Source organism: Micromonospora sp. SD19 (genome assembly GCF_054462275.1).
Genome location: NZ_JBTLMN010000008.1, coordinates 251363 through 276584, shown reverse-complemented (window position 1 = coordinate 276584; position 25222 = coordinate 251363). Strand labels below are relative to the sequence as shown.

Sequence of the window (25222 nt, the reverse complement as noted above, 5' to 3'; positions counted from 1 at the left end):
TCAACGGTCGAGCGCGGCGAGCGCGTCGACCGCTTTTCGGGCGGCGATGAGCACCGGATCCCACACCGGCGCGTACGGCGGAGCGTAGCCCAGGTCCAGCTGCGTCATATCGTCCACCGTCATGCCGTTCCACAGCGCCACGGCCAGCGTGTCGATCCGTTTGGCCGCCTCGGACCAACCGACGATCTGCGCGCCGAGCAACCGGCCGCTGGGACGCTCGGCGATCAGCTTGACCGTCATCGGCCGGGAACCGGGGTAGTAGCCGGCCCGATTGGTCGACTCGGCGATCACCGAGACGAACTCGAAGCCGGCAGCCTTGGCGTCGCGTTCGCGCAGACCCGTCCGACCGACCTCGAGGTCGCAGACCTTGGTCACCGCCGTGCCGATCACGCCCGTGAAGGTGGCGTACTCGCCGCCGATGTTGATCCCGGCGACCCGGCCCTGCTTGTTGGCGTGCGTGCCGAGCGGCACGTGCACCGGCAGCCCGCTGACCCGGTGCAGGGTCTCCACGCAGTCGCCGGCCGCCCAGATCCCGGGGAGCCCGGGCACCCGCATCCGGCGGTCGACCCGGATCGCTCCGGTCGGCCCGAGAGGCAGCCCGGCCGCCTCGGCGAGCGCGGTGTTGGGGCGTACGCCGAGACCCAGGACGACGACGTCGGCCGGGATCGACCCCTCTTCGGTGACCACGGCGGACACCCGGCCGTTGTGCTCCTCCAGGCCGGTCACCGGCAGGCTGCCCCGGATCGTGATGCCGAGGCCGCGCATCGCGTCGGCGACCAGCTCGCCCATGTCGCTGTCCACCGTCGACATGGGCTGCTCGCCCGCCTCCACCAGGGTCACCGAGAGGCCGCGTTGGATCATGGCCTCGGCGATCTCGACGCCGATGTATCCGCCGCCGATCACCACCGCCCGGCGCGGCTGAGGGTCGGCGTCGAGCCAGTCGCGCAGCGCCGCCCCGTCGTCGAGGGTCTGCATGCCGAACACCCCGTGCGCGTCGGTGACCGCCCACGGTGGCTTCACCGGCACCGCGCCGGTGGCGTACATCAGGTCGTCGAAGCGTTCACGGACCTCGCCGCCGTCCTCCAGGTTCTGGGCCACCACCTCGCGGCGCTCCAGGTCGATGGTCGTGACCTCGTGGCGCATGCGGACGTCCATCGCGTGCTCCCGGCGGAAGACCTCCGGATCGCGGGCGATCAGCGCATCGGGGTCGGGCACCAGCCCGCTGATCCAGTACGGGATTCCGCACGCCGAGTAGGAGGTGAAGTGGCCGCGCTCGAAGACCACGATCTCCAGGTCGTCGCGACCACGGCGGCGTCGGGCCTGGGACGCCGCCGACATTCCGGCGGCGTCCCCGCCGATGACGATCAGCCGTTGGGCCACGAGTTCATCCTGTCACGCGACGATCAGCCGCGGGTCTGCCGCGCGACGTCCTGCACCACGTCGGTGAGTTGGCCGGTGCGCTCGAACACGGCGCGCTGCCGTGCCGCGCCGCTGCCGTGCCGGCGCAGCCCAGCCAGCAGGTCGGTCACCTCGGCCCAGTCGCCGTGCTCCTCCAGCGCCGGCCGCATCCGCTCGACGAACCGGTCCAGCAGCTCCCAGGCCGGGGCCAGCTCGCCCGTGGTGACGTCGACGCCCTCACCCTCAAGGCCATCGTGGGCGGCCCGCCAGTGCGCGCCGACCAGCAGGTGGTGGTCGGTGGGCAACGCCGGGCGGCCGGCCTCGACATCCGCCATCGCGGTGGCCACCAGCGCCCGGACCAGGGCGGCGACCAGCACCGCGTCGTCCACCGACGGGCAGACGTCGCCGATGCGCAGCTCCACCGTCGGGTACTTCGCCGACAGCCGGGCGTACCAGTAGAGCATCCCCTCGTCCAGCATCACCCCGGTGGAGATCAACTGGCGGATCAGCCGCTGGTAGTGCTCATGCGACTCCAGGAACGGCGTCGGCGCCACCGACGGCCAGCGCTCCCACTCCACCGAGCGCCAACTGGCGTAGCCGGTGTCCTCGCCCCGGGCGAACGGTGAGTTGGTGGTCACCGCCTGCAGCATCGGCAGCCACGGCCGGACGTGGTTGAGCACCTGCACGCCGGTGTCCGGGTCGGGCACCCCCACGTGCACGTGCATCCCGTTGTTGCCGGGGCCGGGAACGAGCAGCCGGAACCGCTCGATCATCCGGTCGAAGCGGGGTTTGTCCACCACCGGTGGCACCGGGCCGTCCACCGGGCCGGTGCCGATGGCGAGCAGGCGTACGCCGGCCCGTTCGGCGGCGTCGGAGAGCGCCCGACGCAGGACGCCGAGGGAGTGCCGGATCGACGAGAGCTCCAGGCCGGGCGGGCTGCCGATCTCGATCTGACTGGTCTGGAACTCCCGCTCCACCTGCCCGCGGAGTTCGGCCGGAACCTGCTCCATGACCAGGTCCACGGCCGGAACGGCAGCCCCGGTGTGCGGGTCGACGAGCAGGAACTCCTCCTCGACGCCCACGGTGAGCAATCCGGTCGCCGCAGCCATGTCGCTGGGCGCCTCCGCCACCTGACCCGTCATCGACATCACCCGTCCGTTTCCACCGTTCGCGGTCCGTCCGCGTCGGTCCGCCGTTGGTTACCCAACGTGGCGATGCCGGGAAACGTGGCGGCGACACGTCGTACTGGGGTCGGGCCGCCGGATTCGGCTGGGCGACGTGACAGCGGGTCCTATGCTGAGCCCGTGCCGGTGCTGCTGGGCTTTGTCGGGGTCGCGTGGATGTCTGCGTTCGCCCAGCTCACCCTGCTCGCGGGCCGCCCGGCCGACCTGCTCGCGGGTGCCGCGTTGACCGCTCTGGTGCTGCTCGCGGTGGTGCTGGCGGCCCGGGTGCGGGACCGGGCGGGCACGCCCGGTGCCGGGCCACGGTGGGCCGGTCTGCGGGCCCGTTCCCGAAGTCGCCGAATGCCCCGCCAGATCGACCCGGATGCGGCCGGTCGCCCTCGTCCCCGTGCTCCGGGGCACCCCTCGGCCGCGTAGCGCCCCGCCGCCGCGCGGCCGATCCCGCCGTCACCGGCCCCCCTCGCTGAGCGGACACCGCCCGGGGGAGGGCCTCACCGGAATCGGACCGAGGGGTTTCCCATGCTTGCCTTCGCACCACTGCACGACGTTGTCGGCGCTGCCGGCAGCGCGCTGTCCTGGCTCACCGAGGTGCTCGAACCGTTGGCCGGCGGCGCGTCGACCGCCGCCGCCATCGTGCTCTTCACCGTCGTCGTCCGGCTGCTGATCTCACCGCTGACCGTCGCGCAGGTCCGCGGCGAGCGGCGTCGCGCGGCGCTTGCCCCGCAGGTGCGCGACCTTCAGCAGCGGTACGCCGACGACCCGGCGACGCTTCAGCGCGAGGTGTTCACGTTGTACCGCGGGGCCGGCGCGAACCCGATCGCCGGCTGTCTGCCGTTGCTCCTCCAGGCGCCGTTCCTGCTGGTGTTGTACCGGTTGTTCAGCACCAGCGAGGGTGGCACCGGGTTGCTGGACGAGCGGTTGGCCGGGGTGCGGCTGGGTCACCATCTCAGCGACGGGCTGACCGGGGCGGCCGGGCCGCTGTTCGGCGTACTGCTCGTGGTGTTGCTGGTGGTGGCCTGGTGGTCGTCGCGGCGGGCCCGCCGGGCGTCGGCGGCGGTGGGCACGGTGGCCGGTACGCCGACCGAGGGGCCGGGTGCGGCCACGCTCGGCCGGTTGCTGCCCCTGCTGCCGTTCACGACGGTGCTGGTGGCGCTGGTGCTGCCGCTCGCCGCGGTGATCTACCTGGTGACCACGAGCGTGTGGTCGGCCATCGAGCAGGCGGTGCTCCGCCGCCCGCAGGCAACTCCGACTGCCGACGTAGATCGACGTTGACAACTGTGTGGACGGGACGTACAACTCTGAGAGAGCGCTCTCTCGATCCGTCCCCCGCAGAGAGGCACGTCCATGCCACCTCCCTCAGCGGCCCCCGCCGCCCCACTCGTCCGACGTCGGCTGCGGCTGGCCTCCGTCCTGCTCGTCGCCACCACCACCGTCCTGGCCGCCGCCACCGTCACCGCGCAGGCGGCCGTGCCGCCACCCCCGGCCGGCTGGAGCACGGTCTGGAGCGACGACTTCACCGGCGCGGCCGGCAGCCTGCCGTCGTCCGCCAACTGGATCATCGACACCGGTCACAGCTATCCCGGTGGCCCGGGCAACTGGGGCACCGGCGAGATCCAGAACTACACCGCCAGCACCGCCAACGTCAGCCACGACGGTGGGGGCAACCTGCGGATCACGCCGCTGCGCGACAGCGGTGGCGGCTGGACCTCCGCCCGGATCGAGACCGTGCGCAGCGACTTCAAGGCCCCGGCCGGCGGCGTGCTGGCCATCGAGGGCCGGATCCAGATGCCGAACGTCACCGGTGCCGCAGCTGCGGGCTACTGGCCGGCGTTCTGGGCGCTCGGCGCGCCCTACCGGGGCAACTACCAGAACTGGCCGGGCATCGGTGAGTTCGACGTGATGGAGAACGTCAACGGCATCAACTCGGTCTGGGGCGTGCTGCATTGCGGCGTCGCACCGGGCGGGCCGTGCAACGAGTCCAACGGCCTCGGCGCGTCCCGGGCCTGCCCGGGCGCGAGCTGCCAGTCCGCGTTCCACACCTATCGGTTCGAGTGGGACGCCTCGATCAGCCCGCAACAACTGCGCTGGTACGTCGACGGGCAGCTCTACCACACCGTCACGTCCAGCCAGGTCGGTGCGTCCGCCTGGTCGCAGATGACCTCGCACGCGGGCTACTTCCTGCTGCTCAACGTCGCGATGGGTGGGGCCTTCCCGAACGGCGTGGCCGGCAGCGGCACGCCGACCCCTGCCACCGTCCCGGGGCGGCCGATGCTCGTCGACTACGTGGCGGTGTACCAGCGCGGCGGCAGCACCCCGCCGCCCACCACGCCGCCACCCGGCGGCACGAGGGACGCGTACGCGCAGATCCAGGCCGAGTCGTTCAACGCGCAGAACGGCGTGATCGTGGAGGCGTGCTCCGAAGGCGGGCAGAACATCGGGGCGCTGCGTAACGGGGACTGGGTTCGCTACGACAACGTCGAGTTCGGCTCCACCTCGGCGCGGGACTTCGTGGCGCGGGTGGCCTCCGGCGCGGGCAGCGGGGTGAGTGGCCTGGTGGAGGTACGGCTGGACAGCCCGACTGCCACGCCGATCGGCAGCTTCGCGATCGGCAACACCGGCGGCTGGCAGAGCTGGCGCTCGGTGCCCGGCAACGTGGGAGCAGTGACCGGTCGGCACTCCGTGTACCTGACCTTCACCAGTGGCCAGCCGAACGACTTCGTCAACGTCAACTGGTTCACCTTCCGCCGCTGACCGGGGTGTCCCGGGCCGCCCGTCGCGATGGTCACGCGACGGGCGGCCCGCGCATCCGTGTCGACCCCTGGACAGAAACAGTTAACTGTCTTAATAATTAGCGCAAACGTTGACGTCCATAAATGCCCGCCCGGGCCCGGAGGGTCGCATGAAACGCTCCAGAACCCTTGTCCTGTCCCTCGTCGCCACCCTGGTGGCGGCACTCGGCGCGGCCTGGGTGGCGCTGCCCGCGTACGCCGCCGGAGTCACCGCCAGCTTCGTCAAGACCGCCGACTGGGGCTCCGGTTGGGAGGGGAAGTACACCATCACCAACGGCGGCGGCTCGACCATCAACGGCTGGAGCCTCACCTTCGACCTGCCGTCCGGCACCACACTCGGCAGCTACTGGGACGCGTTGCTCACCTCCGCGGGCCAACGGCACACCTTCACCAACCGGTCCTGGAACGGCGTCATCGCCCCGGGTGCCTCGGTCTCCTTCGGTTTCCTGGCCGGCGGCTCCGGCTCGCCGAGCGGCTGCCAGCTCAACGGCGCGGCCTGCGGCGGCGGCACCCCGCCCACCACGCCGCCGCCCACCACGCCGCCCCCGACCACCCCACCCCCCACCACCCCGCCGCCGACCGACCCGCCCACCGGTGACCTGCCCAAGCACCTACTCACCGGCTACTGGCACAACTTCGACAACCCGGCCGTCGAGCTGCGGCTGCGTGACGTCCCCGCCGAGTACGACCTGGTGGCGGTCGCCTTCGCCGAGGCCACCGCGACGCCCGGCGCGCTCACCTTCGGCGTCGATCCCGGACTGGCCGCCGCGCTCGGCGGCTACACCGACGCGGACTTCACCGCCGACGTCCGCACCCTGCACAGCCGGGGCAAGCGGGTGATCCTCTCCGTCGGTGGCGAGACCGGCCGGGTCACAGTGAACGACGCCGCCTCGGCCACCGCGTTCGCCGACACCGCGGCCGCGCTGATCGCCCGGTACGGCTTCGACGGGATCGACATCGACCTGGAGAACGGGCTCAACCCGACGTACATGGCGCAGGCGCTGCGCGCGCTACGGGCCAAGGTCGGTTCGGGTCTGATCATCGCAATGGCGCCGCAGACCATCGACATGCAGAACCCGGCCGGCGGCTACTTCAAGCTGGCGCTCGACATCAAGGACATCCTCACCGTCGTCAACACCCAGTACTACAACTCCGGCGCGATGCTCGGCTGCGACCAGAACGCCGCGTACGGCCAGGGCACTGTCAACTTCATCGTCGCGTTGGCCTGCATCCAGTTGGAAGCCGGCCTCCGCCCCGACCAGGTCGGCCTCGGCCTGCCCGCCGGGCCGGGAGCGGCCGGCGGCGGCATCGTCGCGCCCAGCGTCGTCAACGCCGCCCTGGACTGCCTGGCCCGGGGCACCAACTGCGGCAGCTTCCGCCCGCCGCGCACCTACCCCGGCATCCGGGGCGCGATGACCTGGTCGGTGAACTGGGACGTCAGCAACGGCAACGGCTTCGCCAACACGGTGGGCCCACACCTGGACACTCTGCCCTGACAGCCCAGGCTGACGCTTGTTCAAAGTCAGCGGTAACCGGTAGCTCGGATCAGCGGCCGGCGGTCACCGACCGCCGGTCGCCGCGCTCCCGACGCTTGCGGACCTTACGGATCACCCAACTGACCACCATGACGACGAAGACGGCGCCGATCGCGTAGTTGAACCAGTCGCTGTAGCGCGCGACGTCCTGCCAACGGCTCCCGAGCGCGTAACCGGCGCCCACGATGAGACCGTTCCACACCCCGCTGCCGATGGTGGTGAGCAGGATGAATTCGCCCAGCGGCATCCGGTTGGCGCCGGCCGGCACGGAGACCAGGCTGCGGACCACCGGCACCACCCGGCCGATCAGCACCGCCCACCGACCGTGCCGCTCGAACCACCTGTCGGCCCGCTCCAGGTCGTCGCTGTCCACCAACGGGATGCGGTCCAACCAGCGCTTGAGTCGATCCTCGCCGAGCGCCGCGCCCAGCCAGTAGAGCACCAACGCGCCGACCAGCGAGCCGACCGTCGCGGCCAGCACCACCACCACGACGTTGAACTGACCCTCGTGCGCCAGGAAACCGGCGAGCGCCAGCACGACCTCGCTGGGGATCGGCGGGACGATGCTCTCCAACGCCACCAGCAGAGCCACGCCGACCGGGCCCATCGCCTCGATCACCGAAGCCACCCAGCCGGTCAACCCGGTGAACTCGGACGGGTCGCCAGCCTGGGCGTACGCCATTGTCGTCCTTCCGCGTCGGTGCTCGGGATCGTACGGTCATACCCACCGGAGCGGTCGTTACACCTCGGGGTGCAGGGCGGTGTCCGCCGGCCCCTGTCGCCAGCCGGTGAACACCACTGTCAGCCCGGCGCGCGACGGGGCACAGCAGAACGGCCCGGCCACCGCGTCCGCCGCCGGATCCAGCGGGACGAGCCGGACCAGTCGCCACGGCTCGTCGTCGACCCGGGCGCGGACGGTCAGCGCGTCGCCGGCCCGGCTGACCCGGACGGTCACCTCCCGACCCGCCCACTCCGGCACCGGCCCCACCGACCAGTCGGAGAACTCCCTGGTCACCACCGCGCCGAGCTGCACCTCCCCGTCGCTGATCTCGACGCCGGCCTTGGTCCAGGTGCGCTCGTCAACGCGGACGAACGCACCGGCCTGGTCGAACTGCGCCGAGAAGTCGAGCCGGAAGCTCACCTCCATGGCGGTGTCCACCGGCAGCGGTGCCAGCAGGGCCGGTCCGTTGTCGTGGACGAAGCCGTAGCTGGTCCTGCGCCAGAAGTCGCTGTCCGCCGCCGGCACGACGACCAGCTCACCGGCCGGGCCCTCCTCGACGCGTACCGGCGGGTGCAGCCAGGCACCCCGGGACCAGTCCAACGGTTCGCTCGGCGGTACCAGGTCGTTTCCCATGACAGGCACGATAACCACTGGTTTGCCGCGGTGATCGATCGGAGATGTTTCTCCGGCATGGGTGACCGTTGGTATTCCGAAGCCGTCGTCTACTGCCTCGACATCGACACGTACGCCGACTCGGACGGCGACGGGGTCGGTGACATCCGTGGGTTGATCGGGAGGCTGGATTACCTGGCCCGGCTCGGGGTCACCTGCCTGTGGTTGCACCCGATCCACCCGTCACCGAACCGCGACGACGGCTACGACGTCACCGACTTCTACAACGTGGACCCGCGCTTCGGCACCCTCGGCGACTTCGCCGAGCTGCTGCACCAGGCGCAGAACCGGGGCATCCGGGTGATCATCGATCTGGTGGTCAACCACACCTCCGACGAGCACCCGTGGTTCCAGTCAGCCCGCTCGTCGCCGGACTCGCCGTACCGGGACTGGTTCGTCTGGTCCGACACCGAACCGGACGACCGGCACCAGGGCATGGTCTTCCCCGGCGAGCAGAAGGAGACCTGGAGCTACGACCGCACCGCCAAGGCGTGGTTCTACCACCGGTTCTACAAGTTCCAGCCCGACCTCAACTTCGCCAACCCGCAGGTCCGGGCCGAGGTCAAGAAGATCATGTCGTTCTGGCTCCAGCTCGGTGTCTCCGGCTTCCGAATGGACGCGGTGCCGTTCATCATCGAGCTGACCGAGCCCGGCAACCCGAACTCTCCGAAGGACTTCGAGTTCCTCACCGAGCTGCGCCAGCACGTCCAGTGGCGTCGCGGTGACGCCGTCCTGCTGGCCGAGGCGAACGTCGAGCCGGACCAGCTACCGACGTTCTTCGGCGACGCCAGCGGCTCCGGCAACCGGATCCACATGCTCTTCGACTTCATGCTCAACGGCCGACTCATGCTCGCCCTCGCCCGGCAGGACCCGGAGTCGCTGATCGAGGCGTTGCGCGACACCCCGAAGCTGCCGGTCGGCGGGCAGTGGGCCACCTTCCTGCGTAACCACGACGAGATCGACCTGTCCCGGCTCACCACCGAACAACGCAACCAGGTGTACGCGCAGTTCGGCCCGGACGAGAACATGCGCATCTACGACCGGGGCATCCGTCGCCGGTTCGCCCCGATGCTCGGTAACGACCGGCGGCGCATCGAGCTGGCGTACGCCCTGCAGTTCTCGATGCGCGGCACGCCGGTGCTGCGCTACGGCGAGGAGATCGGGATGGGCGAGGACCTGTCGCTGCCCGGTCGGGAGGCGATCCGTACCCCGATGCAGTGGTCGTTCCAGCCGAATGCCGGCTTCTCCACGGCGGACCCGGAGAAGCTGGTCCGTCCGGTGATCGACAAGGGTGAGTTCGGCTACCAGAACGTCAACGTCACCGCCCAGCGGGGCGACCCGAAGTCGCTGCTCGGCTGGTTCGAGCGCATGATCCGTACGCTGCGGGAGGCTCCGGAGATCGGCTCCGGCTCGACGACCCACATCGACGTGGCGATGCCGCCCGGAGTGCTCGCGCACCGGGCCGACGGGTCGACGGGCACGATGGTCTTCGTGCACAACCTGGGCACCGACGACGTGGAGGTCGACCTCAGCAGTCTCGAGCCGGAGGCCGACCAGCCGACCGACGTGCTCGCCGACCGTGGCTACGGCGAGCTGGGCAAGCTCGGCGCGGTGAAGGTCTCCGGCCACGGATACCGGTGGATCCGGCTCTGCCGGGGCCGGGGCTTCTGAGGCACGGGATCCGGTGTGTCGCGGAACCGGTGGACAGCCATGGTCATCACCGATAACTAGCAGTGGAAGGTTAAGCTCCTTCGATCGACCCCACGTTACCCGGAGGTAATCATGTCGGAGGAGCCCCGCGTCGCCATCGTCACCGGAGCCGCACGCGGCATCGGCGCGGCCACCGCCCGGAGGCTGGCCGCCGACGGAATGGCCGTCGCCGTGGTCGACATCGAGGAGGCCGCCACCAAGGAGACGGTGGACGCCATCGCCGCCGCTGGCGGCCGGGCGCTCGGGGTGGGCGCCGACGTCTCCGACCGCGACCAGGTCGAGGCGGCGGTGGCCCGGATCGCCGCCGAGCTGGGCGCGCCCACCGTGCTGGTCAACAACGCCGGAGTGCTGCGCGACAACCTGCTGTTCAAGATGACCAACGCCGACTGGGACACGGTGATGGGAGTGCACCTGCGCGGCGCGTTCCTGTTCAGCCAGGCTGCCCAGAAGCACATGGTGGACCGCAGGTGGGGGCGGATCGTCAACCTCTCCAGCACCTCCGCGCTGGGCAACCGGGGCCAGGCGAACTACGCCGCCGCCAAGGCCGGTCTGCAGGGCTTCACCAAGACACTCGCCATCGAACTGGGTCCGTTCGGGGTGACAGTGAACGCGGTAGCACCCGGTTTCATCGTCACCGACATGACCGCCGCCACCGCCGCCCGGATGAAGGTCGACTTCGACGACTTCCAGAAGCACGCCGCCGCCGAGATCCCGGTCCGTCGCCCGGGTCGGCCGGAGGACGTCGCGCACACCATCTCGTTCCTGGCGAGCGAGGGTGCCGGCTTCGTCTCCGGTCAGGTCATCTACGTCGCGGGCGGCCCCCGGGACTGACCCGCGCTGCCGACGAGGGCGCTCCGCTCGGCGGGACGCCCTCGTCGCCGGGTCAGGCCGGCGCGCGGCGGGTGCGCCAGAGCCAGAGCAGGCCGAGCGCCGGCAGCACCAGCGGGATGTAGCCGTACCCGCTGCCGAACCCCGACCAGACCGTCTCGTCCGGGAACAGCTCCCTGTCGACCAGGCTCAGAATGCCGACCGCGACCACCCCGACCAGTTCCACGGAGCAGCATGCCAGCGCGACCCGCCGGCCGGCGTGCCCGGCGCGGGCCAATCCCACCGCCGCCACGATGTAGATGAGCGCGGCCACCCCGGAGAGCAGGTACGCCACCGGGGCCTCGTCGAACTTGGTGGCGATCTGCAGGCCGGCCCGACTCGTCGCCGCGATCGCGAAGAGCAGGTAGACCGCGATCAACAGCCGACCCGGGCCGGAGTTCGTACGCCGGGGGGCCTGCTCCGTCTCAACCACCGAGCACCTCCCAGGTCTGCTGCAACCGGACCACCACCACCGGGGCCACCAGGCAGACCGCACACACGATCGCCGAGCCCCAGCGGGTTGGTTCCATCCGGGCCAGCACCCAGGCCAGTGGCGGCAGGCACACCAGCGTGACCAGGTAGCCGAAGAAGGCGCCGGGCTCGCCGGGCCGCTCCCCGCCACCGACCGCGACGAGCGCCAGCACCGTCAACACCAGCAACGCCACTTCGAGTACGGCCAGACCGACGAACTGCACCCGGTCCGGCGGCCGGTGGCGTACCGCTGCCACCAGCGCCCACACCGCGACGAGCAGCGACAGCACGATCGGTACGGTCGCGACGAGCCCGTCCACCGGCGAATTCACCGGATCCACCCGGTCGTTGCCTCGGTCACCGGCACAGCCTACTAACCGTCGTAGTAAGCGGGTGCTCTGCCTCTCCGCGTGTGACGAGGGCCCGTCGAGGCGTCTCCCCGGTTCCTGTTCCCACGCCTTCCGGTGGGCGTCAGTCGCCGGCCTGCAGCCAGTAGACGGAGATGGCGACGAGCGGGGCCGGTCCGTCGTTGCGAATCTGGTGCGGCACCCTGCTCTCGAACGCCGTGACGTCCCCGGCCCGCAGCACCGCCGTCTGGTCGGCGAACGTCAACGTCCCGGTTCCGGACACGATGATCCACACCTCGCGGGACCGATGGACATCGAGGTCGTTGGACGTGTTCGGGGCCACCGACCAGCGCGCGACCTCGAACGGCGCGGGCGCCGTCGACGGGAACGGCAGCAGCGCGCGGTGCACGGGGCCGCCCTCGGCGAAGTCGTACCAGTGGTCAAACGTCACGGCGCCGCTGGCCGTCGCTGGATTTGTCGTTGGCATGTCGTCGACACTGCCGCGCCACCCCCGGGGTGTCTGGCGGCAATCGGACCTGACGTCGGCGAGAGCGCGCGGACGGTGTCGTCCGAGAGCGCGCGGGCGGGTGAGTCCGGGAGCGCGCGGACGGTGCCGTCAGGCCACCGGCGTTGTCGGTGCACCGGCGTCTGCCGTCAGCCGGCGGTTGGCGCGACGGCGTCCCCGAAACGAAGGTGGGCTGCTTCGATTGGTCGAACCCGCCGCCGGCATGGGCGCCGGGGCGACTAGCGTGGATCACGTCCGTGGCGTTGCCGCGGTGCGGGGAAACAGCGGAGGTACACGTGCGGTTCGGTTTGTTCGGCACCGGTCACTGGGCGATCGAGACGCACGGGAAGGCACTGCACGCCCATCCCGACGCGGAGTTGGTCGGGGTGTGGGGTCGCAACCCGGAGCGGGCCTCCGCGCTGGCCGAACGGTACGGGGTGCCCGCCTACGCCGACGTCGACGCGCTGATCGAGCAGTGCGAGGCGGTCGCCGTCGCCCTGCCGCCCGACATCCAGGCCGACATCGCGGTCCGGGCGGCCCGCGCCGGCCGGCACCTGCTGCTGGACAAGCCGCTGGCGCTCAGCGTGGCCGACGCCGACCGTGTCGTAGCCGCCGCCGAGGAGTCCGGGGTCGCCTCGGTCGTCTTCTTCACCCAGCGGTTCCAGCCGAACGTGACAGCGTTCCTCGCCGCCACCGCCGCCGCCGGGGGCTGGCAGCACGGTCGGACCACCGCATTCGCCTCGATCTTCCAGGACGGCAGCCCGTACGGCGGCTCGTTGTGGCGTCGGGAGCACGGAGCGCTCTGGGACATCGCCCCGCACGCCCTGTCGATCCTCCTGCCGGTGCTGGGTCGGGTGACGCAGGTGGCGGCGATGAACGGACCGAGCGGGATGGTGCACCTGCTGCTCACCCACGAGGGCGGTGCCACCAGCAGCGCCTCGCTCTCGCTGGATGCCCCGACCGAGTCGATGGCCCGGGAGTTCGTGTTCTACGGCGAGAACGGCATCGAGAACGTCCCGTCCGGGGAGAACGACCCCGCCACCGCGTTCGGCGTCGCCATCGACCAACTGATTGAACAGGTGCGCGCCGGCACCCGGGACCACCGCTGCGACGTTCGCTTCGGCCGCGAGGTCGTGACCATCCTCGCCGCCGCCGAAACCGCCCGCACCGAATCCCGCACCATCCAGATCCCCTAACCGAACCCGAACCCTGCCCTTGCCCCACCCTTGTTGATCAAGAGGTTTGCGTCACGACACGCGGTACGGCATGACGCAAACCTCTTGATCACCGAGGTCGGTGGGGTGGGAGGTCGGTGGGTGGGGCGGGTCAGGTGGGGGTGGGTAGGGCGGCGTTCAGTTCGTCGGGGGAGTTGAACTGCTCTGGGGGCAGCGCCTGCAGCATCTGCAGCAGGGCCGTGCTGGCGCCGTTCTCCTGACCCCAGCGGATCAGATCCTCCCGCGAGACCGGGTAGTCGAGCCCGGCCAGGTACTCCTGCAACTGCACGCCGGTGACGGTCATGTCGGCCGGCTACCCGATCGCGGTGGTCGTACACCGGTGTGGTTGGCACCCACGACGGCCCGGCGGCCGGCGTGTCGGCCCGCGACGCGCCCACGGTTTGCCGCAGCGGCGGCCGGGTAGCCGCTGGCATGCTGGTTCAGCGGCTCGGCGCGCCGAGCGATTTCGACCCGTTGCTGGAGCGCGTTCGCAACGCCCGGGTGGTGATGATCGGTGAGTCCACCCACGGCAGTTACGACTACTACCGGTTGCGTGAGCAGCTCACCCGCCGACTGATCGCGGAGTGCGGGTTCTCCTTCGTCGCCGTGGAGGGTGACTGGCCCGACTGTGATCGGGTGCACCGGTCGGTGACTGCCGCGCCGGGCGGCGCGCTCGAACCGCAGCTCGCGCTCGCCGAGTTCGAGCGATGGCCGACCTGGATGTGGGCCAATGCCGAGGTGGCCCGGTTCGCCAGCTGGCTGCGGGCCTGGAACGTGGAGCGGCCGGAGGAGCAACGGGCCGGGTTCCACGGGCTCGACGTGTACAGCCTCTGGGAGTCGATGCAGGCGATCTTCGACTACCTGGGGGAGGAGGACCCGAAGTCGCTGGAGGCGGCGCAGGACGCGTACCGGTGCTTCGAGCCGTACGGCAAGAGGGTCGAGGAGTACGGCGCGGCCAGCCGGTTCGTCTCGGCCCGCTGCGAGGAGGAGGTCGTCCGGTTGCTCGCCCGGACCCGCGAACACGCCCTCTCCGACGGCCCGGACCGCTTCTCGGCCTGGCAGAACGCGGAGGTGGTGGCCGGCGCGGAGCGCTACTACCGGGCAATGGTGGCCGGCGGGCCGGACTCGTGGAACATCCGCGACACCCACATGCAGGACACCCTGGACCGGCTGCTGGACCGGTACGGCCCGGACTCCCGGGGCATCGTCTGGGCGCACAACACGCACGTCGGGGACGCGCGGGCCACCGACATGACCGCCGACGGGATGGTCAACATCGGTCAGTTGGCTCGGGAGCGGCACGGCGAGGACGCGGTCGCCCTGATCGGCTTCGGCACGTACCGGGGCACGGCGATCGCCGCACCCCGCTGGGGTTCGCCGGCCGAGGCGATGGTGGTGCCACCGGCCCGGGAGGGGTCGATCGAGCGGCGGCTGCACGAGCTGATGCCGGAGCGGGCCGTGTTGATCTTCGGCGGCGACGACCAGCCGGGCTGGGTCACCGACACCGTGGACCACCGGGCGATCGGTGTCGTCTACGACCCGTCGTTCGAGTCCTGGGGCAACTACGTGCCGACCCGGATCGGCGAACGCTACGACGCGTTCATCTGGTGCGACGACACCAGCGCCCTGCACCCGCTACCGGTGCCGGCGGTCCCCGGTGAGATGGAGACCTATCCGGCGGGCGTGTGAGCAGGCGGTCAACGCAGTGGAGGTGTGATGCCCGACGGGCACCACACCTCCACCGTCGGTGGGTCAGACGTGCGTCGGCGTGCGGTCCCCGAGGTGGGTGCGCAGGCCCTCGCCCTCGATGTCCACGTTCGGCAGGGCGCGGTTGAGCCAGCGGGGCAGCCACCAGGCGCGGTCGCCGAGGAGTGACATCACCGCCGGGACGATGGTCATCCGGACCACGAACGCGTCGATGGCGACACCGATGGCGAGCGCGAAGCCCATCGACTTGATGATCGGGTCGTCGAGGAACACGAAACCGCCGAAGACGGAAATCATGATCAGCGCGGCGGCGGTGACCACCCGGGCGCCGTGGCCCATGCCGCTGATCGTGGCCTCACGCGCGGTGTCGCCGTGCACGAAGTCCTCCCGCATCCGGGAGACCAGGAACACCTCGTAGTCCATCGCCAGCCCGAACAGGATGCCGATCAGCAGGATGGGCAGGAAGCTGACCAGCGGGGCCGGGGTGTCCAGGCCAACCAGGCTCGCTAGGTGACCCTGCTGGAAGATCGCCACCGTGATGCCGAACGTGGCGGCCACGGTGAGCAGGAAGCCCAGCGCCGCCTTCAGTGGCACCAGCAGCGAGCGGAACACCAGCATCAGCAGCAGCACCGAGAGCCCGACGACCAGCAGCAGGTAGATCGGCAGCGCGTCGGAGAGCTTCTCCGAGACGTCGATACCGATGGCGGTCGCGCCGGTGAGCAGCACGTCGGCGCCCTGCACCCCGCCGACCGCGTCGCGGACGTCGTGCACCAGGGTCTCGGTGGCCTCGTCGGTCGGGCCGGTCTTCGGTACCACGCCGAGCAGGGCGGTCCGACCGTCCGGGCTCAGCTGCGGCGGAGCCACCGCGAGGACGTTCTCGGTGCGCTGGATCATCGCGGTCACCTGCGGCACCGCGGCCGCGGTCGCCTGCGCGTCGTCGCCCGCCACGACCACCGCGAGCCGGCCGGTGAAGCCCGGACCGAAGCCCTCGGTGGTCAGGTCACTCGCCACCCGGGCCGGTGAGCCCTCCGTCGCCGTACTGGCGTCCGGCAGGGCCAGCCGCATGTCCGGCGTGGGCAGCGCGAGCAGGCCCAGGCCGAGCAGCGAGACCAGGATGACCGGCACCCGGAACCGGGTGACCAGTCGCGCCCAGCGGAAGCCGAACCCGGTGCGGTCCTCGGCCGGGGTCGTGGTCGCGGCCGGCCGGTCGGTGACGTCCGTGTCGTCCTCGTCGGTGCCGACGCCGTCGGCCACGGTCGCGGTGGACACGGCACGCAGCCGGCGCGGGAGCACCCGGTGGCCGGCGAAGCCGAGCAGCGCGGGCTGGAGGGTGATCGCCACGAGCACGGCGATGGTGACCGTCGCGGCGGCGGCGAGACCCATCACGGTCAGGAACGGAATGTTCACCACGGCCAGGCCGGCGAGGGCGATGACAACCGTGGCGCCGGCGAAGACCACCGCGGAGCCGGCAGTGCCCACGGCCCGGCCGACCGCCTCCTCGGGGGACATCCCTTCGAGCAGGTTCTGTCGGTGCCGGGAGGTGATGAACAACGAGTAGTCGATGCCGACGGCGAGGCCGAGCATCAGCGCCAGGATCGGCGCGGTGCTGGTCAACTCGATGACACCGCTCAGCGCGAACAGCCCGGCCATGCCGACGCCCACGCCGATCAGCGCGTTGAGCATGGTCATCCCGGCGGCCACCAGGGAGCCGAACGTGATGATCAGGACGATCGCGGCGACCAGTACGCCGATCGCCTCGGTGGAGCCGATCTCCGGCTCGCCGCCGAGCACCTCGCCACCCGGGGCGACCTGCCAACCCTTCGCCTCGACGGCGGCACCGACCTCCTCGTACGCGGTGCGCTGCTCGTCGGTCACCTCGTCGCCGCCGGTGGCGAACTGGACCTGGACCAGCGCGTACCGGCCGTTGGGCGAGACCGCGCCGACCTGGAGCGGGTTGACCGCGCCGACCACGCCGGGCAGCGCCGAGGCCTCCTGGACCAGTTCCTGCACCACGGCCTGGCCCTCGGGGGTGCCCAGTTGGCCGTCGGCCGGGGCCTTGACCGCGATGGTGCCGGTGGCGCCGCTGGCCGCGGGGAACTGCTCGCTGAGCAGGTCGAGCGCGCGCTGGCTCTCGGTGCCGGGCATGGTGAAGTTGCTCGCCGTCGGGCCGCGCAGGGTCGCCGCGGCCAGGCCGGCGACGACGAGTACGACGAGCCAGAGCGCGACGACGAGCCGTCGCCGGCGCAACGCGCCCCGGCCGAGCCGGTAGAGCAGGGTGGCCATCAGGAGTCCTTGTCCTCGGTCGTGGGTTGTTGGGGCAGGGCCGCGTCGACGGGTTCGACGGCCCGTCGGACGAGGGTGAGCAGGGCGGAGCGCAGGTCGTCGTCGGTGATGTCGGCGAACTCGCCGCACGCCTCGGAGATCCCGGCGAGCAGCACCAGCGCGGCGATCCGCGCGCCCGGCCGGTCGGAGTGACCGGCCAACGCGTCGCGCAGCCGGTCGGAGATCTGCTGGATGTGCGCGAAGGCCGGCTGGCACAGCAACTCCGGGAACTCCCCGCGCAGCACGGCGATCTCCCGCCGGAACCGGACCGCGAGGTCGACGAAGCCCTCTGCGGCGACCTCCTGCGCGGCCGCTCCGGTCAGGCCGGTGAGCCGGTCGTCGAGGTCCCGCAGCACGCCGATCGCCGGAGCCATCAGCTCGGCGAGAAGGGCTTCCTTGTTGGCGAAGTGGTAGAGCACGGTGGCCTTGGAGCAGCCGACCTCACGGGCGATGTCCTGCAGGGAGGTGCCCCGGTAGCCGGTCACCGTGAACTGCCGCGCCGCCGCGGCGAGAATCTCACCGTGCGTGTCGGGTACCGCTCTGGCCATGCCCGGTCCACCTCCCGCAACCCAGCATGCCTGACCGATCGGTCAGACCCTGACCGATCGGTCAGACTGAGGCGGTGGCGTTCACCACACCCCCTGCGGGTTTATCCGGTGTGCTGGGCGTCGTACCTGGTCCGTGCCTCGGCGATGGCCCGGCGGTGCCGCTCGGCCCAGTTGGTCAGCGCGACCAGTGACTCGTAGAGCTCCAGCGCCATCGGGGTGGCGACGTATTCGACCTTGGGCGGGACGGTCGGGTGGACGGTGCGGTGCAGCAGGCCGTCTCGTTCGAGGTTACGCAGTGTGAGCGTGAGCATCCGGCGGCTGATGCCCTCGATGTGCCGCTCCAGTTCGGTGAAACGCACCGGGCCGTGCGAGGCGGACACCAGGATGCTGATGCTCCATTTGCCGCCGACCCGGTCGAGCACCTCGCGGACGGTGCAGGCGCGGGCCTGCCCCTCGGTGAACGGCACGTTCTGGGGTGCGCAGGTCAACTCGGCCTCGACCTGCGCGGACACATCGCTGTTCCTCTGGGACACAACAGTGCCTCCTTCCGCTCCGGTTCATGGTCACAGACGATGACCTCGGTAACAAACCGTGCACCAAGGAGGTTCTCGTGGAACGTGTCGTCCCACCCCGTTGGCCGGCGCTGCTGGTGCTCTGCGCCGGCAGCCTGATGATCATCCTGGATGGCACAGTCGTCGCGGTGGCGCTGCCCGCCGTGCAACGCGACCTGGGCTTCACCGCCGCCGGCCTGGCCTGGGTGGTCAACGCCTACCTGGTCGCGTTCGGCGGACTGCTGCTGCTCGCCGGTCGGCTCGGCGACCTGCTGGGCCGACGGCGGGTCTTCCTGGCCGGCGTCGCGCTGTTCACAGCGGCCTCGCTGGCCTGCGCCGTCGCCACCGGGCCGGCCCTGCTGGTCGGCGCGCGGTTCGGGCAGGGCGTCGGCGGCGCGCTGGCCATGGCGGTCAGCCTCGGCATGATCGTCCGGCTCTACCCCGAACCGGCCGAACGGGCCCGGGCCATCGCCATCTTCAGCTTCACCGGCGCGGCCGGCGCGTCGGTCGGCACCGTCGCTGGAGGGGTGCTCACCCAGGCCGCCGGGTGGCGGACGATCTTCCTGGTCAACGTGCCGATCGGGGCGGTCATCCTCATCGCTGCCCTCCGCCGGCTCCCGGCCGAGCGGGGGATCGGCCTGCGGGCCGGCCTGGACGTGCCCGGCGCGCTGCTCGCCACCGCCGGTCTGATGGCCGCCGTGCTGGGCATCGTGGGAACGGGCGAGCACGGCTGGACCAGCCCTCGGACGCTCGGCGCGGTGGCCCTCGCGGCGCTGCTGCTCGGCGGCTTCACGCTGCGGCAACGGGTGGCGTCGACCCCACTGGTGCCGCCCCGGGTGCTGCGCGTCAGGGGTCTGGTGGCGGCGAACGCCGTGCAGTTCCTGATGGTCTGCGCGTACTTCGGATTCCAGTTCCTGCTCGCCGTGGAACTGCAACTGGTGCTGGGGCTGGACGCCGCCGCGACCGGCTGGGCCTTCCTGCCCACCCCGGTCGTGATCGCCGTGGTCTCGCTCGGTCTGGCCGGTCGGCTGATCGCGCACTGGGGTGCCCGCAGGGTCCTGCTGGTCGGGCTCGTCCTGGCGACCGTCGGCTTCCTCCTGCTCGCCCGGCTGCCCGTCGACGGCGGCTACGTCGCTGACGTACTCCCCGCGATGCTGTTCTTCGGCGTGGCCGGCGGCCTGACCCTGCCGGCGGTCACCACACTGGCCATGGCCGGCGCCACCGACACGGACGCCGGGCTCGCCTCCGGCCTGGCCAACACCACCCAACAGGTCGGCGGCGCGGTCGGCCTGGCCGCGCTGGCCACACTGGCCGCCGCCCGCAGCGACGGGCTGCGGGCGGCCGGCTGGGCCGAGGCCGCCGCGCTCGCCGGCGGCTACCGGACCGCGTTCACCGTGGCCGCCGGTCTGGTTCTCGCCGCGTGGCTGGTGGCGCTGACCGCGGTGCCCCGACCGTCGGCCGGGCCGTCGTCGGCCGCCGATCCGTCCGACCGGGCCGCGGCGGGTACCGGAACCGATCCGTACCGAAGCGCCGCGTCCGGTTGACCGGCGGCGGTCCGGCCGGGAGGGTGGTCGGGTGAGCGAGGCTGACGAGACCCGGGACGGCGTGGCCCTGACCAACCTGGACCAGCCGCTGTCCGACCGCGACGACGCGACAAAGCGTGACCTTGTCGACTACCTCGACGCGGTCGCGGACCGGATCCTCCCGCACCTGCGGGGCCGGCCGCTGTCGGTGATCAGGGTCCGCCCCGGCCAGCCGCCGTTCATGCAGAAGAACCTGCCCCGGTACACCCCGGACTGGGTCCGCCGGGCAGCGGTCTGGGCGGAGGCGTCGCACCGGGAGATCTCGTACGCCCTCTGCGACGACCGCCGCACCCTGCTCTGGTTCGCCAACCAGCGGGCGGTGGAGTTCCACCCGACGCTGGCCACCACGGCGGATCTGCACCGCCCGACACACCTGGTCCTCGACCTCGACCCGCCGGACGGCGACGGGTTCCGCGCGGCTGTCGACGCGGCCCTGCTGGTGCGCCAGGCGCTCGCCGACGCCGGTCTGACCGGTGCCGTCAAGACCAGCGGCGCCAAGGGGGTGCACGTCTTCGTGCCGGTGACCGACGAGCCAACGGCCGAGGAGTTGGCCGCCGCCACCAGGGCGCTCGCCGTCCGCGCCGAGCGGCTCGATCCGGCGCTGGCCACCACGGCGTACATCAGGGAGGACCGGGGTGGCCGGGTCTTCGTGGACGCCACCCGGGCGGGCGGGGCGACAGTGGCCGCCGCGTACAGCCCCCGGCTGCGCCCCGGGATGCCGGTCTCGTTCCCGGTCGACTGGGCCGACCTGCCCGACGTGACGCCCGCCGACTTCACCATCCGCAGCGCGCCCGCACTGCTCGCCGACGGCGACCCGTGGGCCGCGCTGATGCCCGCCCCGCAAGCGCTCCCCGCCGACCTGGTCACCGAGGGTCGGACCATCCCGGTGGCCCGGGTGCAGGCCATGCACGAGGGGAAGCGCCGGGCGCGCGCCCGCCGCGAGGCCGGCTGACCGGCTGGTCGGCCCGCCCGCGTGGCGGCAGCGGCCGATTGTCGGTGGGCTGTGGCACGATTTTCCTGGTGAGCAGCAAATCCGACGCGAGGCAGCGACTCGACGACCTCGCGCGGCTGCGCAAGGTCCGCGACCGGATCGACCGGGAGTACGCACAGCCGCTGAACGTGGAGGCGCTCGCTCGGGGCGCGCACATGTCGGCCGGGCACCTCAGCCGTGAGTTCCGCCTCGCCTATGGCGAATCCCCGTACAGCTACCTGATGACCCGACGCATCGAGCGCGCGATGGCCCTGTTGCGCCGTGGCGACCTGAGCGTCACCGACGTCTGTTTCGCTGTCGGATGCTCCTCGCTGGGCACCTTCAGCACCCGCTTCACCGAGCTGGTCGGCGTGCCGCCGAGCGTCTACCGGCGGCAGGCGGCGCAGGCGACGGCGGGGATGCCGTCGTGCGTGGCCAAGCAGGTGACCAGACCGGTCAGGAATCGAGAAGCGCAGGTCACCGAGCCGCAACTAGCGTGACCAGCATGGACATCACCATTCACTCCAGTTTCCTGCCGCACACCGACCCGGAGGCCTCCCTGGTCTTCTACCGCGACATCCTCGGCTTCGAGGTCCGCCTTGACGTCGGGTACGAGGGGATGCGGTGGATCACGGTCGGGCCGGTCGGTCAGCCCAGCACCGCCATCGTCCTGCACCCGCCCACCGCCAACCCGGGCATCACCGACGACGAGCGGCAGACCATCCTCGAACTGATGGCCAAGGGCAGCTACTTCGGCGTCAACCTGGCCACCACCGACCTCGACGCCACCTTCGCCAAGCTGGAGGCCAGCGACGCCGAAGTGGTCCAGGAGCCGACCGAGCAGCCGTACGGCGTGCGCGACTGTGCCTTCCGCGACCCGGCGGGCAATATGATCCGCATCCAGGAAGCGCGCTGAGTCCCGCGCCCTCGACAGATGGAGACACGATGAGCACGGCCAGCCAGCCGTCCGCGCCGCACGTCGCCGACAGTCACGACCTGATTCGCGTGCAGGGCGCGCGGGTGAACAACCTCAAGGACGTCAGCGTCGAGATCCCGAAGCGCCGGCTGACCGTGTTCACCGGGGTCTCCGGCTCCGGCAAGAGCTCGCTGGTGTTCGGCACCATCGCGGCCGAGTCGCAGCGGATGATCAACGAGACCTACAGCGCCTTCGTGCAGGGCTTCATGCCGACGCTGGCCCGGCCCGAGGTCGACCTGCTGGACGGCCTGACCACCGCGATCATCGTGGACCAGGAGCGGATGGGCGCCAACTCCCGCTCCACCGTCGGCACGGCCACCGATGCCAACGCGATGCTGCGCATCCTGTTCAGCCGGCTCGGGCAGCCGCACATCGGCCCGCCCAACGCGTACTCCTTCAACGTCCCGTCGGTGAAGGCGACCGGTGCGATCACCGTCGAACGCGGTGCCGGCAAGACGAAGACCGAGAAGGCGACCTTCAACCGTCTCGGCGGCATGTGCCCGCGGTGCGAGGGCATGGGCGCGGTGACCGACATCGACCTGTCGGCGCTCTACGACGACAACCTGTCGCTCAACGAGGGCGCGATCACCATCCCGGGCTACAGCATGGAGGGCTGGTACGGCCGGATCTTCCGGGGCTGCGGCTACTTCGACCCGGACAAGCCGATCGCCAAGTTCAGCAAGCGGGAACTGCACGACCTGCTCCACCGGGAGCCAACCAAGATCAAAATCGACGGGATCAACCTGACGTACGCGGGCCTGATCCCGTCGATCCAGAAGTCCTTCCTCGCCAAGGACATTGACGCGTTGCAGCCGCACATCCGCGCCTTCGTGGAACGCGCGGTGACCTTCACGACCTGTCCCGAGTGCGCCGGCACCCGGCTCAGCGCGGAGGCCCGGTCGTCGAAGATCAACGGTAAGAACATCGCCGACGCGTGCGCCATGCAGATCAGCGACCTGGCCGCCTGGGTACGCGAGATCGAGGAACCGTCGGTGGCCCCGCTGCTGGCGGGCCTGCAACACCTCCTCGACTCGTTCGAGGAGATCGGGCTGGGCTACCTGTCACTCGACCGGCCGTCGGGCACCCTCTCCGGCGGCGAGGCGCAACGCACCAAGATGATCCGCCACCTCGGCTCCTCCCTCACCGACGTCACCTACGTCTTCGACGAGCCGACCATCGGGCTGCACCCGCACGACATCCAACGGATGAACGAGCTGCTGCTCCAACTGCGCGACAAGGGCAACACCGTCCTGGTCGTGGAGCACAAGCCGGAGGCCATCGCCATCGCCGACCACGTCGTCGATCTCGGGCCCGGAGCCGGCACCGACGGCGGCACGGTCTGCTACGAGGGCACCGTGGCGGGCCTGCGGGCCAGTGGCACCATCACCGGCCGCCACTTCGACGACCGGGCGACGCTCAAGGAGACGGTGCGCACGCCCACCGGCAAGCTGGAGATCCGGGGCGCCACCGCCAACAACCTCCAGGACGTCAGCGTCGACGTACCCCTCGGGGTGCTCGTCGTCGTGACCGGCGTCGCCGGCTCCGGCAAGAGTTCGCTCGTGCACGGGTCGATCCCGGCCGGCGCCGGCGTGGTGTCGATCGACCAGGGGGCCATCCGCGGCTCACGGCGCAGCAACCCGGCCACGTACACCGGGTTGCTCGACCCGATTCGCAAGGCGTTCGCGAAGGCCAACGGGGTGAAGCCGGCGCTGTTCAGCGCCAACTCCGAGGGCGCCTGCCCGAGCTGCAACGGCGCCGGCGTCATCTACACCGACCTGGGGATGATGGCCGGCGTCGCCGCGCCCTGCGAGGACTGCGAGGGCAAGCGGTTCCAGGCGTCGGTGCTGGAATACCGGCTCGGCGGGCGCGACATCAGCGAGGTGCTCGCGATGTCGGTGACGGAAGCCGAGAAGTTCTTCGGCGCCGGCGACGCCCGTACGCCGGCCGCGCACGCCATCCTCGACCGGCTCGCCGACGTCGGGCTCGGCTACCTGAGCCTGGGCCAGCCGCTCACCACCCTCTCCGGCGGCGAGCGGCAACGGCTCAAGCTGGCCACCCACATGGCCGAGAAGGGCGGCGTCTACGTCCTCGACGAACCGACCACCGGCCTGCACCTGGCCGACGTCGAGCACCTGCTCGGCCTGCTCGACCGCCTCGTCGACGCCGGCAAGTCGGTGATCGTCATCGAGCATCACCAGGCGGTCATGGCGCACGCCGACTGGATCATCGATCTCGGCCCCGGCGCCGGCCACGACGGCGGCCGGGTCGTCTTCGAGGGCACACCGGCCGACCTGGTCGCCGCCCGCTCCACCCTCACCGGCGAGCACCTGGCGGCGTACGTCGGCAGGTGAGCCCGCGGGGGGCGACGCGGCAACGGTCGGCCTCTCCGGGCTACCGGCGACCGGGACCGGTGATCAGCGCTCCGCCCGGCGTGGCCGGCTGATCGGGGCGCTGAGCATTCCGGTGATGGCGTCGACGAGGAAGTCGCCGACCTCGGGCCATCGCGGGTCTTCGCCGTTGCGTTCGGCGCGTGCCTCGACCTCGGCCGTCGTGGTGCTGACGATGCGGGTGATCAGGAGCGCCCGGCCGGCGACCACCTCCGGGTCGAGGTGCCGTAGCCGCGCGGCCAGTGACTCGCGCAGCTCCAGTGCCTGTGGCGTGGTGTCCTGGACTTCCTGCATGATCGGCAAAGTGGTGGGGTTGTGCAGCATGTGTTCCAGGAACCGGGCCCGCCAGCTCGGGCGCGGCAGCCGGTCGAGAACCCGCATGCTCGGCTCCACGAGGCCGCGGATGTCGCCGAGGACGGAGTCCTCGGGTGGGGGCATCCCCTCGCGTTGTTCCGCCACGTCGTGCACGTGGCGGGCCATGAGCGCCTTCAGCAGACCCTCGCGCCCGCCGAAGTAGTAGCGCACCGCCGAGTGATTGGTGTTGCCAGCCGCCTCGGCCACCCTGCGGTCGGAGACCTCGGCGACACCCGACTCGGCGAACAGCCGCTCCGCCGCGTCCAGCAGCGCGGTGCGTGCCGCGTCGGACCGCCTCATGACCGGCCCCCTCGTGTCCTCGCCCGGATGTGACTCAGGTCAACCTAGCCGGATTCCCGGTCCCGACATCCGCCGCCTACAGTTTGTAAGTCAACTGGCGTACGAACTGATCTG

Annotated in this window: 25 protein-coding genes; 13 read left to right on the top strand and 12 right to left on the bottom strand. The window is 71.2% G+C overall.

The features are described 5' to 3' along the window. Together ACX27O_RS24865 and ACX27O_RS24860 are read right to left on the bottom strand one after the other, a co-directional pair. Complete coding sequence (locus tag ACX27O_RS24865) at nucleotides 1-1380, bottom strand: FAD-dependent oxidoreductase (protein ID WP_458940133.1); 1380 nt, start codon at nucleotides 1378-1380, stop codon at nucleotides 1-3. A gap of 23 nt (nucleotides 1381-1403) precedes the next feature. Then, nucleotides 1404-2546, bottom strand: coding sequence for a carboxylate-amine ligase (locus ACX27O_RS24860; protein ID WP_458940132.1), 1143 nt, complete (start codon nucleotides 2544-2546; stop codon nucleotides 1404-1406). Between the two features lie 156 nt (nucleotides 2547-2702). On the opposite strand from ACX27O_RS24860, the gene ACX27O_RS24855 reads away from it, so the two are divergent. From ACX27O_RS24855 to ACX27O_RS24840, 4 genes are all read left to right on the top strand, one after another. Beyond that, a complete protein-coding gene (locus ACX27O_RS24855; protein ID WP_458940131.1) occupies nucleotides 2703-2996 on the top strand; it encodes a DUF6412 domain-containing protein in 294 nt (97 codons plus the stop codon). A gap of 102 nt (nucleotides 2997-3098) precedes the next feature. Beyond that, nucleotides 3099-3851, top strand: a complete 753-nt coding sequence (locus ACX27O_RS24850) for a YidC/Oxa1 family membrane protein insertase (protein WP_458940130.1) — start codon at nucleotides 3099-3101, stop codon at nucleotides 3849-3851. 72 nt (nucleotides 3852-3923) lie between these two features. After that, nucleotides 3924-5330, top strand: coding sequence for a carbohydrate-binding protein (locus ACX27O_RS24845; RefSeq protein WP_458940129.1), 1407 nt, complete (start codon nucleotides 3924-3926; stop codon nucleotides 5328-5330). A gap of 148 nt (nucleotides 5331-5478) precedes the next feature. After that, on the top strand, nucleotides 5479-6864 hold the full coding sequence (locus ACX27O_RS24840; protein WP_458940128.1) for a chitinase: 1386 nt from the start codon (nucleotides 5479-5481) through the stop codon (nucleotides 6862-6864). A gap of 49 nt (nucleotides 6865-6913) precedes the next feature. Here the strand turns inward: ACX27O_RS24840 and ACX27O_RS24835 are convergent, their stop codons facing one another. Together ACX27O_RS24835 and ACX27O_RS24830 are read right to left on the bottom strand one after the other, a co-directional pair. Then, on the bottom strand, nucleotides 6914-7585 hold the full coding sequence (locus tag ACX27O_RS24835) for a DedA family protein (RefSeq protein ID WP_030333084.1): 672 nt from the start codon (nucleotides 7583-7585) through the stop codon (nucleotides 6914-6916). 57 nt (nucleotides 7586-7642) lie between these two features. Next, entirely contained in the window at nucleotides 7643-8257 is a 615-nt protein-coding gene (locus ACX27O_RS24830; RefSeq protein ID WP_458940127.1) for a DUF1349 domain-containing protein, read from the bottom strand. Between the two features lie 57 nt (nucleotides 8258-8314). On the opposite strand from ACX27O_RS24830, the gene ACX27O_RS24825 reads away from it, so the two are divergent. Together ACX27O_RS24825 and fabG are read left to right on the top strand one after the other, a co-directional pair. Next, on the top strand, nucleotides 8315-9967 hold the full coding sequence (locus tag ACX27O_RS24825) for an alpha-amylase family protein (RefSeq protein WP_030333087.1): 1653 nt from the start codon (nucleotides 8315-8317) through the stop codon (nucleotides 9965-9967). Nucleotides 9968-10078: 111 nt separating this feature from the next. Next, a complete protein-coding gene (gene fabG, locus ACX27O_RS24820; protein WP_210866414.1) occupies nucleotides 10079-10837 on the top strand; it encodes a 3-oxoacyl-ACP reductase FabG in 759 nt (252 codons plus the stop codon). 52 nt (nucleotides 10838-10889) lie between these two features. Here fabG and ACX27O_RS24815 read toward each other — a convergent pair whose 3' ends face one another. From ACX27O_RS24815 to ACX27O_RS24805, 3 genes are all read right to left on the bottom strand, one after another. Continuing rightward, a complete protein-coding gene (locus ACX27O_RS24815) occupies nucleotides 10890-11306 on the bottom strand; it encodes a hypothetical protein (RefSeq protein ID WP_458940126.1) in 417 nt (138 codons plus the stop codon). Next, nucleotides 11299-11676, bottom strand: a complete 378-nt coding sequence (locus tag ACX27O_RS24810) for a hypothetical protein (protein WP_374224321.1) — start codon at nucleotides 11674-11676, stop codon at nucleotides 11299-11301. Before ACX27O_RS24810 ends, ACX27O_RS24815 begins: the two co-directional genes overlap by 8 nt. Before the next feature lie 139 nt (nucleotides 11677-11815). After that, nucleotides 11816-12178, bottom strand: a complete 363-nt coding sequence (locus ACX27O_RS24805; protein ID WP_458940125.1) for a cupin domain-containing protein — start codon at nucleotides 12176-12178, stop codon at nucleotides 11816-11818. 314 nt (nucleotides 12179-12492) lie between these two features. Here ACX27O_RS24805 and ACX27O_RS24800 point away from each other — a divergent pair, with 314 nt between their 5' ends. Then, complete coding sequence (locus tag ACX27O_RS24800; RefSeq protein WP_458940124.1) at nucleotides 12493-13392, top strand: Gfo/Idh/MocA family protein; 900 nt, start codon at nucleotides 12493-12495, stop codon at nucleotides 13390-13392. Nucleotides 13393-13522: 130 nt separating this feature from the next. Here ACX27O_RS24800 and ACX27O_RS24795 read toward each other — a convergent pair whose 3' ends face one another. After that, entirely contained in the window at nucleotides 13523-13714 is a 192-nt protein-coding gene (locus tag ACX27O_RS24795) for a DUF2795 domain-containing protein (RefSeq protein ID WP_030333097.1), read from the bottom strand. A 128-nt stretch (nucleotides 13715-13842) separates the two neighbouring features. On the opposite strand from ACX27O_RS24795, the gene ACX27O_RS24790 reads away from it, so the two are divergent. After that, the gene (locus tag ACX27O_RS24790) at nucleotides 13843-15099 is read left to right on the top strand and encodes an erythromycin esterase family protein (protein ID WP_279520463.1); all 1257 of its coding nucleotides are present in this window, start codon (nucleotides 13843-13845) and stop codon (nucleotides 15097-15099) included. A 63-nt stretch (nucleotides 15100-15162) separates the two neighbouring features. Here ACX27O_RS24790 and ACX27O_RS24785 read toward each other — a convergent pair whose 3' ends face one another. The 3 genes from ACX27O_RS24785 to ACX27O_RS24775 all read right to left on the bottom strand — a co-directional run bounded on the left by ACX27O_RS24785 (nucleotide 15163) and on the right by ACX27O_RS24775 (nucleotide 18475). After that, nucleotides 15163-17400 (bottom strand): MMPL family transporter, encoded by a 2238-nt coding sequence (locus ACX27O_RS24785; RefSeq protein ID WP_458940123.1) that lies wholly within the window; start codon nucleotides 17398-17400, stop codon nucleotides 15163-15165. Then, a complete protein-coding gene (locus ACX27O_RS24780; RefSeq protein WP_458940122.1) occupies nucleotides 17400-17987 on the bottom strand; it encodes a TetR/AcrR family transcriptional regulator in 588 nt (195 codons plus the stop codon). Before ACX27O_RS24780 ends, ACX27O_RS24785 begins: the two co-directional genes overlap by 1 nt. A gap of 101 nt (nucleotides 17988-18088) precedes the next feature. Next, nucleotides 18089-18475: a winged helix-turn-helix transcriptional regulator gene (locus ACX27O_RS24775; protein WP_051708596.1), complete on the bottom strand. Its 387-nt coding sequence runs from the start codon at nucleotides 18473-18475 to the stop codon at nucleotides 18089-18091. A 122-nt stretch (nucleotides 18476-18597) separates the two neighbouring features. Here ACX27O_RS24775 and ACX27O_RS24770 point away from each other — a divergent pair, with 122 nt between their 5' ends. From ACX27O_RS24770 to ACX27O_RS24750, 5 genes are all read left to right on the top strand, one after another. Continuing rightward, nucleotides 18598-20082: an MFS transporter gene (locus ACX27O_RS24770; RefSeq protein ID WP_458940121.1), complete on the top strand. Its 1485-nt coding sequence runs from the start codon at nucleotides 18598-18600 to the stop codon at nucleotides 20080-20082. Nucleotides 20083-20113: 31 nt separating this feature from the next. Then, a complete protein-coding gene (gene ligD, locus ACX27O_RS24765) occupies nucleotides 20114-21073 on the top strand; it encodes a non-homologous end-joining DNA ligase (protein ID WP_030333109.1) in 960 nt (319 codons plus the stop codon). A 68-nt stretch (nucleotides 21074-21141) separates the two neighbouring features. Beyond that, nucleotides 21142-21591: a helix-turn-helix transcriptional regulator gene (locus ACX27O_RS24760; RefSeq protein WP_458940120.1), complete on the top strand. Its 450-nt coding sequence runs from the start codon at nucleotides 21142-21144 to the stop codon at nucleotides 21589-21591. Between the two features lie 5 nt (nucleotides 21592-21596). Beyond that, nucleotides 21597-22007 carry a VOC family protein gene (locus ACX27O_RS24755; RefSeq protein WP_458940119.1) on the top strand — a complete coding sequence of 137 codons (411 nt, stop codon included), beginning with the start codon at nucleotides 21597-21599 and terminating at the stop codon, nucleotides 22005-22007. Nucleotides 22008-22036: 29 nt separating this feature from the next. Next, nucleotides 22037-24418 carry an ATP-binding cassette domain-containing protein gene (locus ACX27O_RS24750; RefSeq protein WP_458940118.1) on the top strand — a complete coding sequence of 794 codons (2382 nt, stop codon included), beginning with the start codon at nucleotides 22037-22039 and terminating at the stop codon, nucleotides 24416-24418. A gap of 63 nt (nucleotides 24419-24481) precedes the next feature. On the opposite strand, the gene ACX27O_RS24745 is transcribed toward ACX27O_RS24750, so the two are convergent. After that, nucleotides 24482-25108: a TetR/AcrR family transcriptional regulator gene (locus tag ACX27O_RS24745; RefSeq protein ID WP_030333116.1), complete on the bottom strand. Its 627-nt coding sequence runs from the start codon at nucleotides 25106-25108 to the stop codon at nucleotides 24482-24484. Nucleotides 25109-25222: the final 114 nt, after the last annotated feature.

Bases quoted from the DNA above. Each gene is read 5' to 3' on its own strand.
- ACX27O_RS24785 (WP_458940123.1), bottom strand. From the start codon at position 17,400: ATGGCCACCCTGCTCTACCGGCTCGGCCGGGGCGCGTTGCGCCGGCGA.
- ACX27O_RS24825 (WP_030333087.1), top strand. From the start codon at position 8,315: ATGGGTGACCGTTGGTATTCCGAAGCCGTCGTCTACTGCCTCGACATC.
- ACX27O_RS24790 (WP_279520463.1), top strand. From the start codon at position 13,843: ATGCTGGTTCAGCGGCTCGGCGCGCCGAGCGATTTCGACCCGTTGCTG.
- fabG (WP_210866414.1), top strand. From the start codon at position 10,079: ATGTCGGAGGAGCCCCGCGTCGCCATCGTCACCGGAGCCGCACGCGGC.
- ACX27O_RS24795 (WP_030333097.1), bottom strand. From the start codon at position 13,714: ATGACCGTCACCGGCGTGCAGTTGCAGGAGTACCTGGCCGGGCTCGAC.
- ACX27O_RS24755 (WP_458940119.1), top strand. From the start codon at position 21,597: ATGGACATCACCATTCACTCCAGTTTCCTGCCGCACACCGACCCGGAG.
- ACX27O_RS24845 (WP_458940129.1), top strand. From the start codon at position 3,924: ATGCCACCTCCCTCAGCGGCCCCCGCCGCCCCACTCGTCCGACGTCGG.
- ACX27O_RS24830 (WP_458940127.1), bottom strand. From the start codon at position 8,257: ATGGGAAACGACCTGGTACCGCCGAGCGAACCGTTGGACTGGTCCCGG.
- ACX27O_RS24805 (WP_458940125.1), bottom strand. From the start codon at position 12,178: ATGCCAACGACAAATCCAGCGACGGCCAGCGGCGCCGTGACGTTTGAC.
- ACX27O_RS24850 (WP_458940130.1), top strand. From the start codon at position 3,099: ATGCTTGCCTTCGCACCACTGCACGACGTTGTCGGCGCTGCCGGCAGC.
- ACX27O_RS24860 (WP_458940132.1), bottom strand. From the start codon at position 2,546: ATGTCGATGACGGGTCAGGTGGCGGAGGCGCCCAGCGACATGGCTGCG.
- ACX27O_RS24780 (WP_458940122.1), bottom strand. From the start codon at position 17,987: ATGGCCAGAGCGGTACCCGACACGCACGGTGAGATTCTCGCCGCGGCG.
- ACX27O_RS24745 (WP_030333116.1), bottom strand. From the start codon at position 25,108: ATGAGGCGGTCCGACGCGGCACGCACCGCGCTGCTGGACGCGGCGGAG.
- ACX27O_RS24835 (WP_030333084.1), bottom strand. From the start codon at position 7,585: ATGGCGTACGCCCAGGCTGGCGACCCGTCCGAGTTCACCGGGTTGACC.
- ACX27O_RS24840 (WP_458940128.1), top strand. From the start codon at position 5,479: ATGAAACGCTCCAGAACCCTTGTCCTGTCCCTCGTCGCCACCCTGGTG.
- ACX27O_RS24750 (WP_458940118.1), top strand. From the start codon at position 22,037: ATGAGCACGGCCAGCCAGCCGTCCGCGCCGCACGTCGCCGACAGTCAC.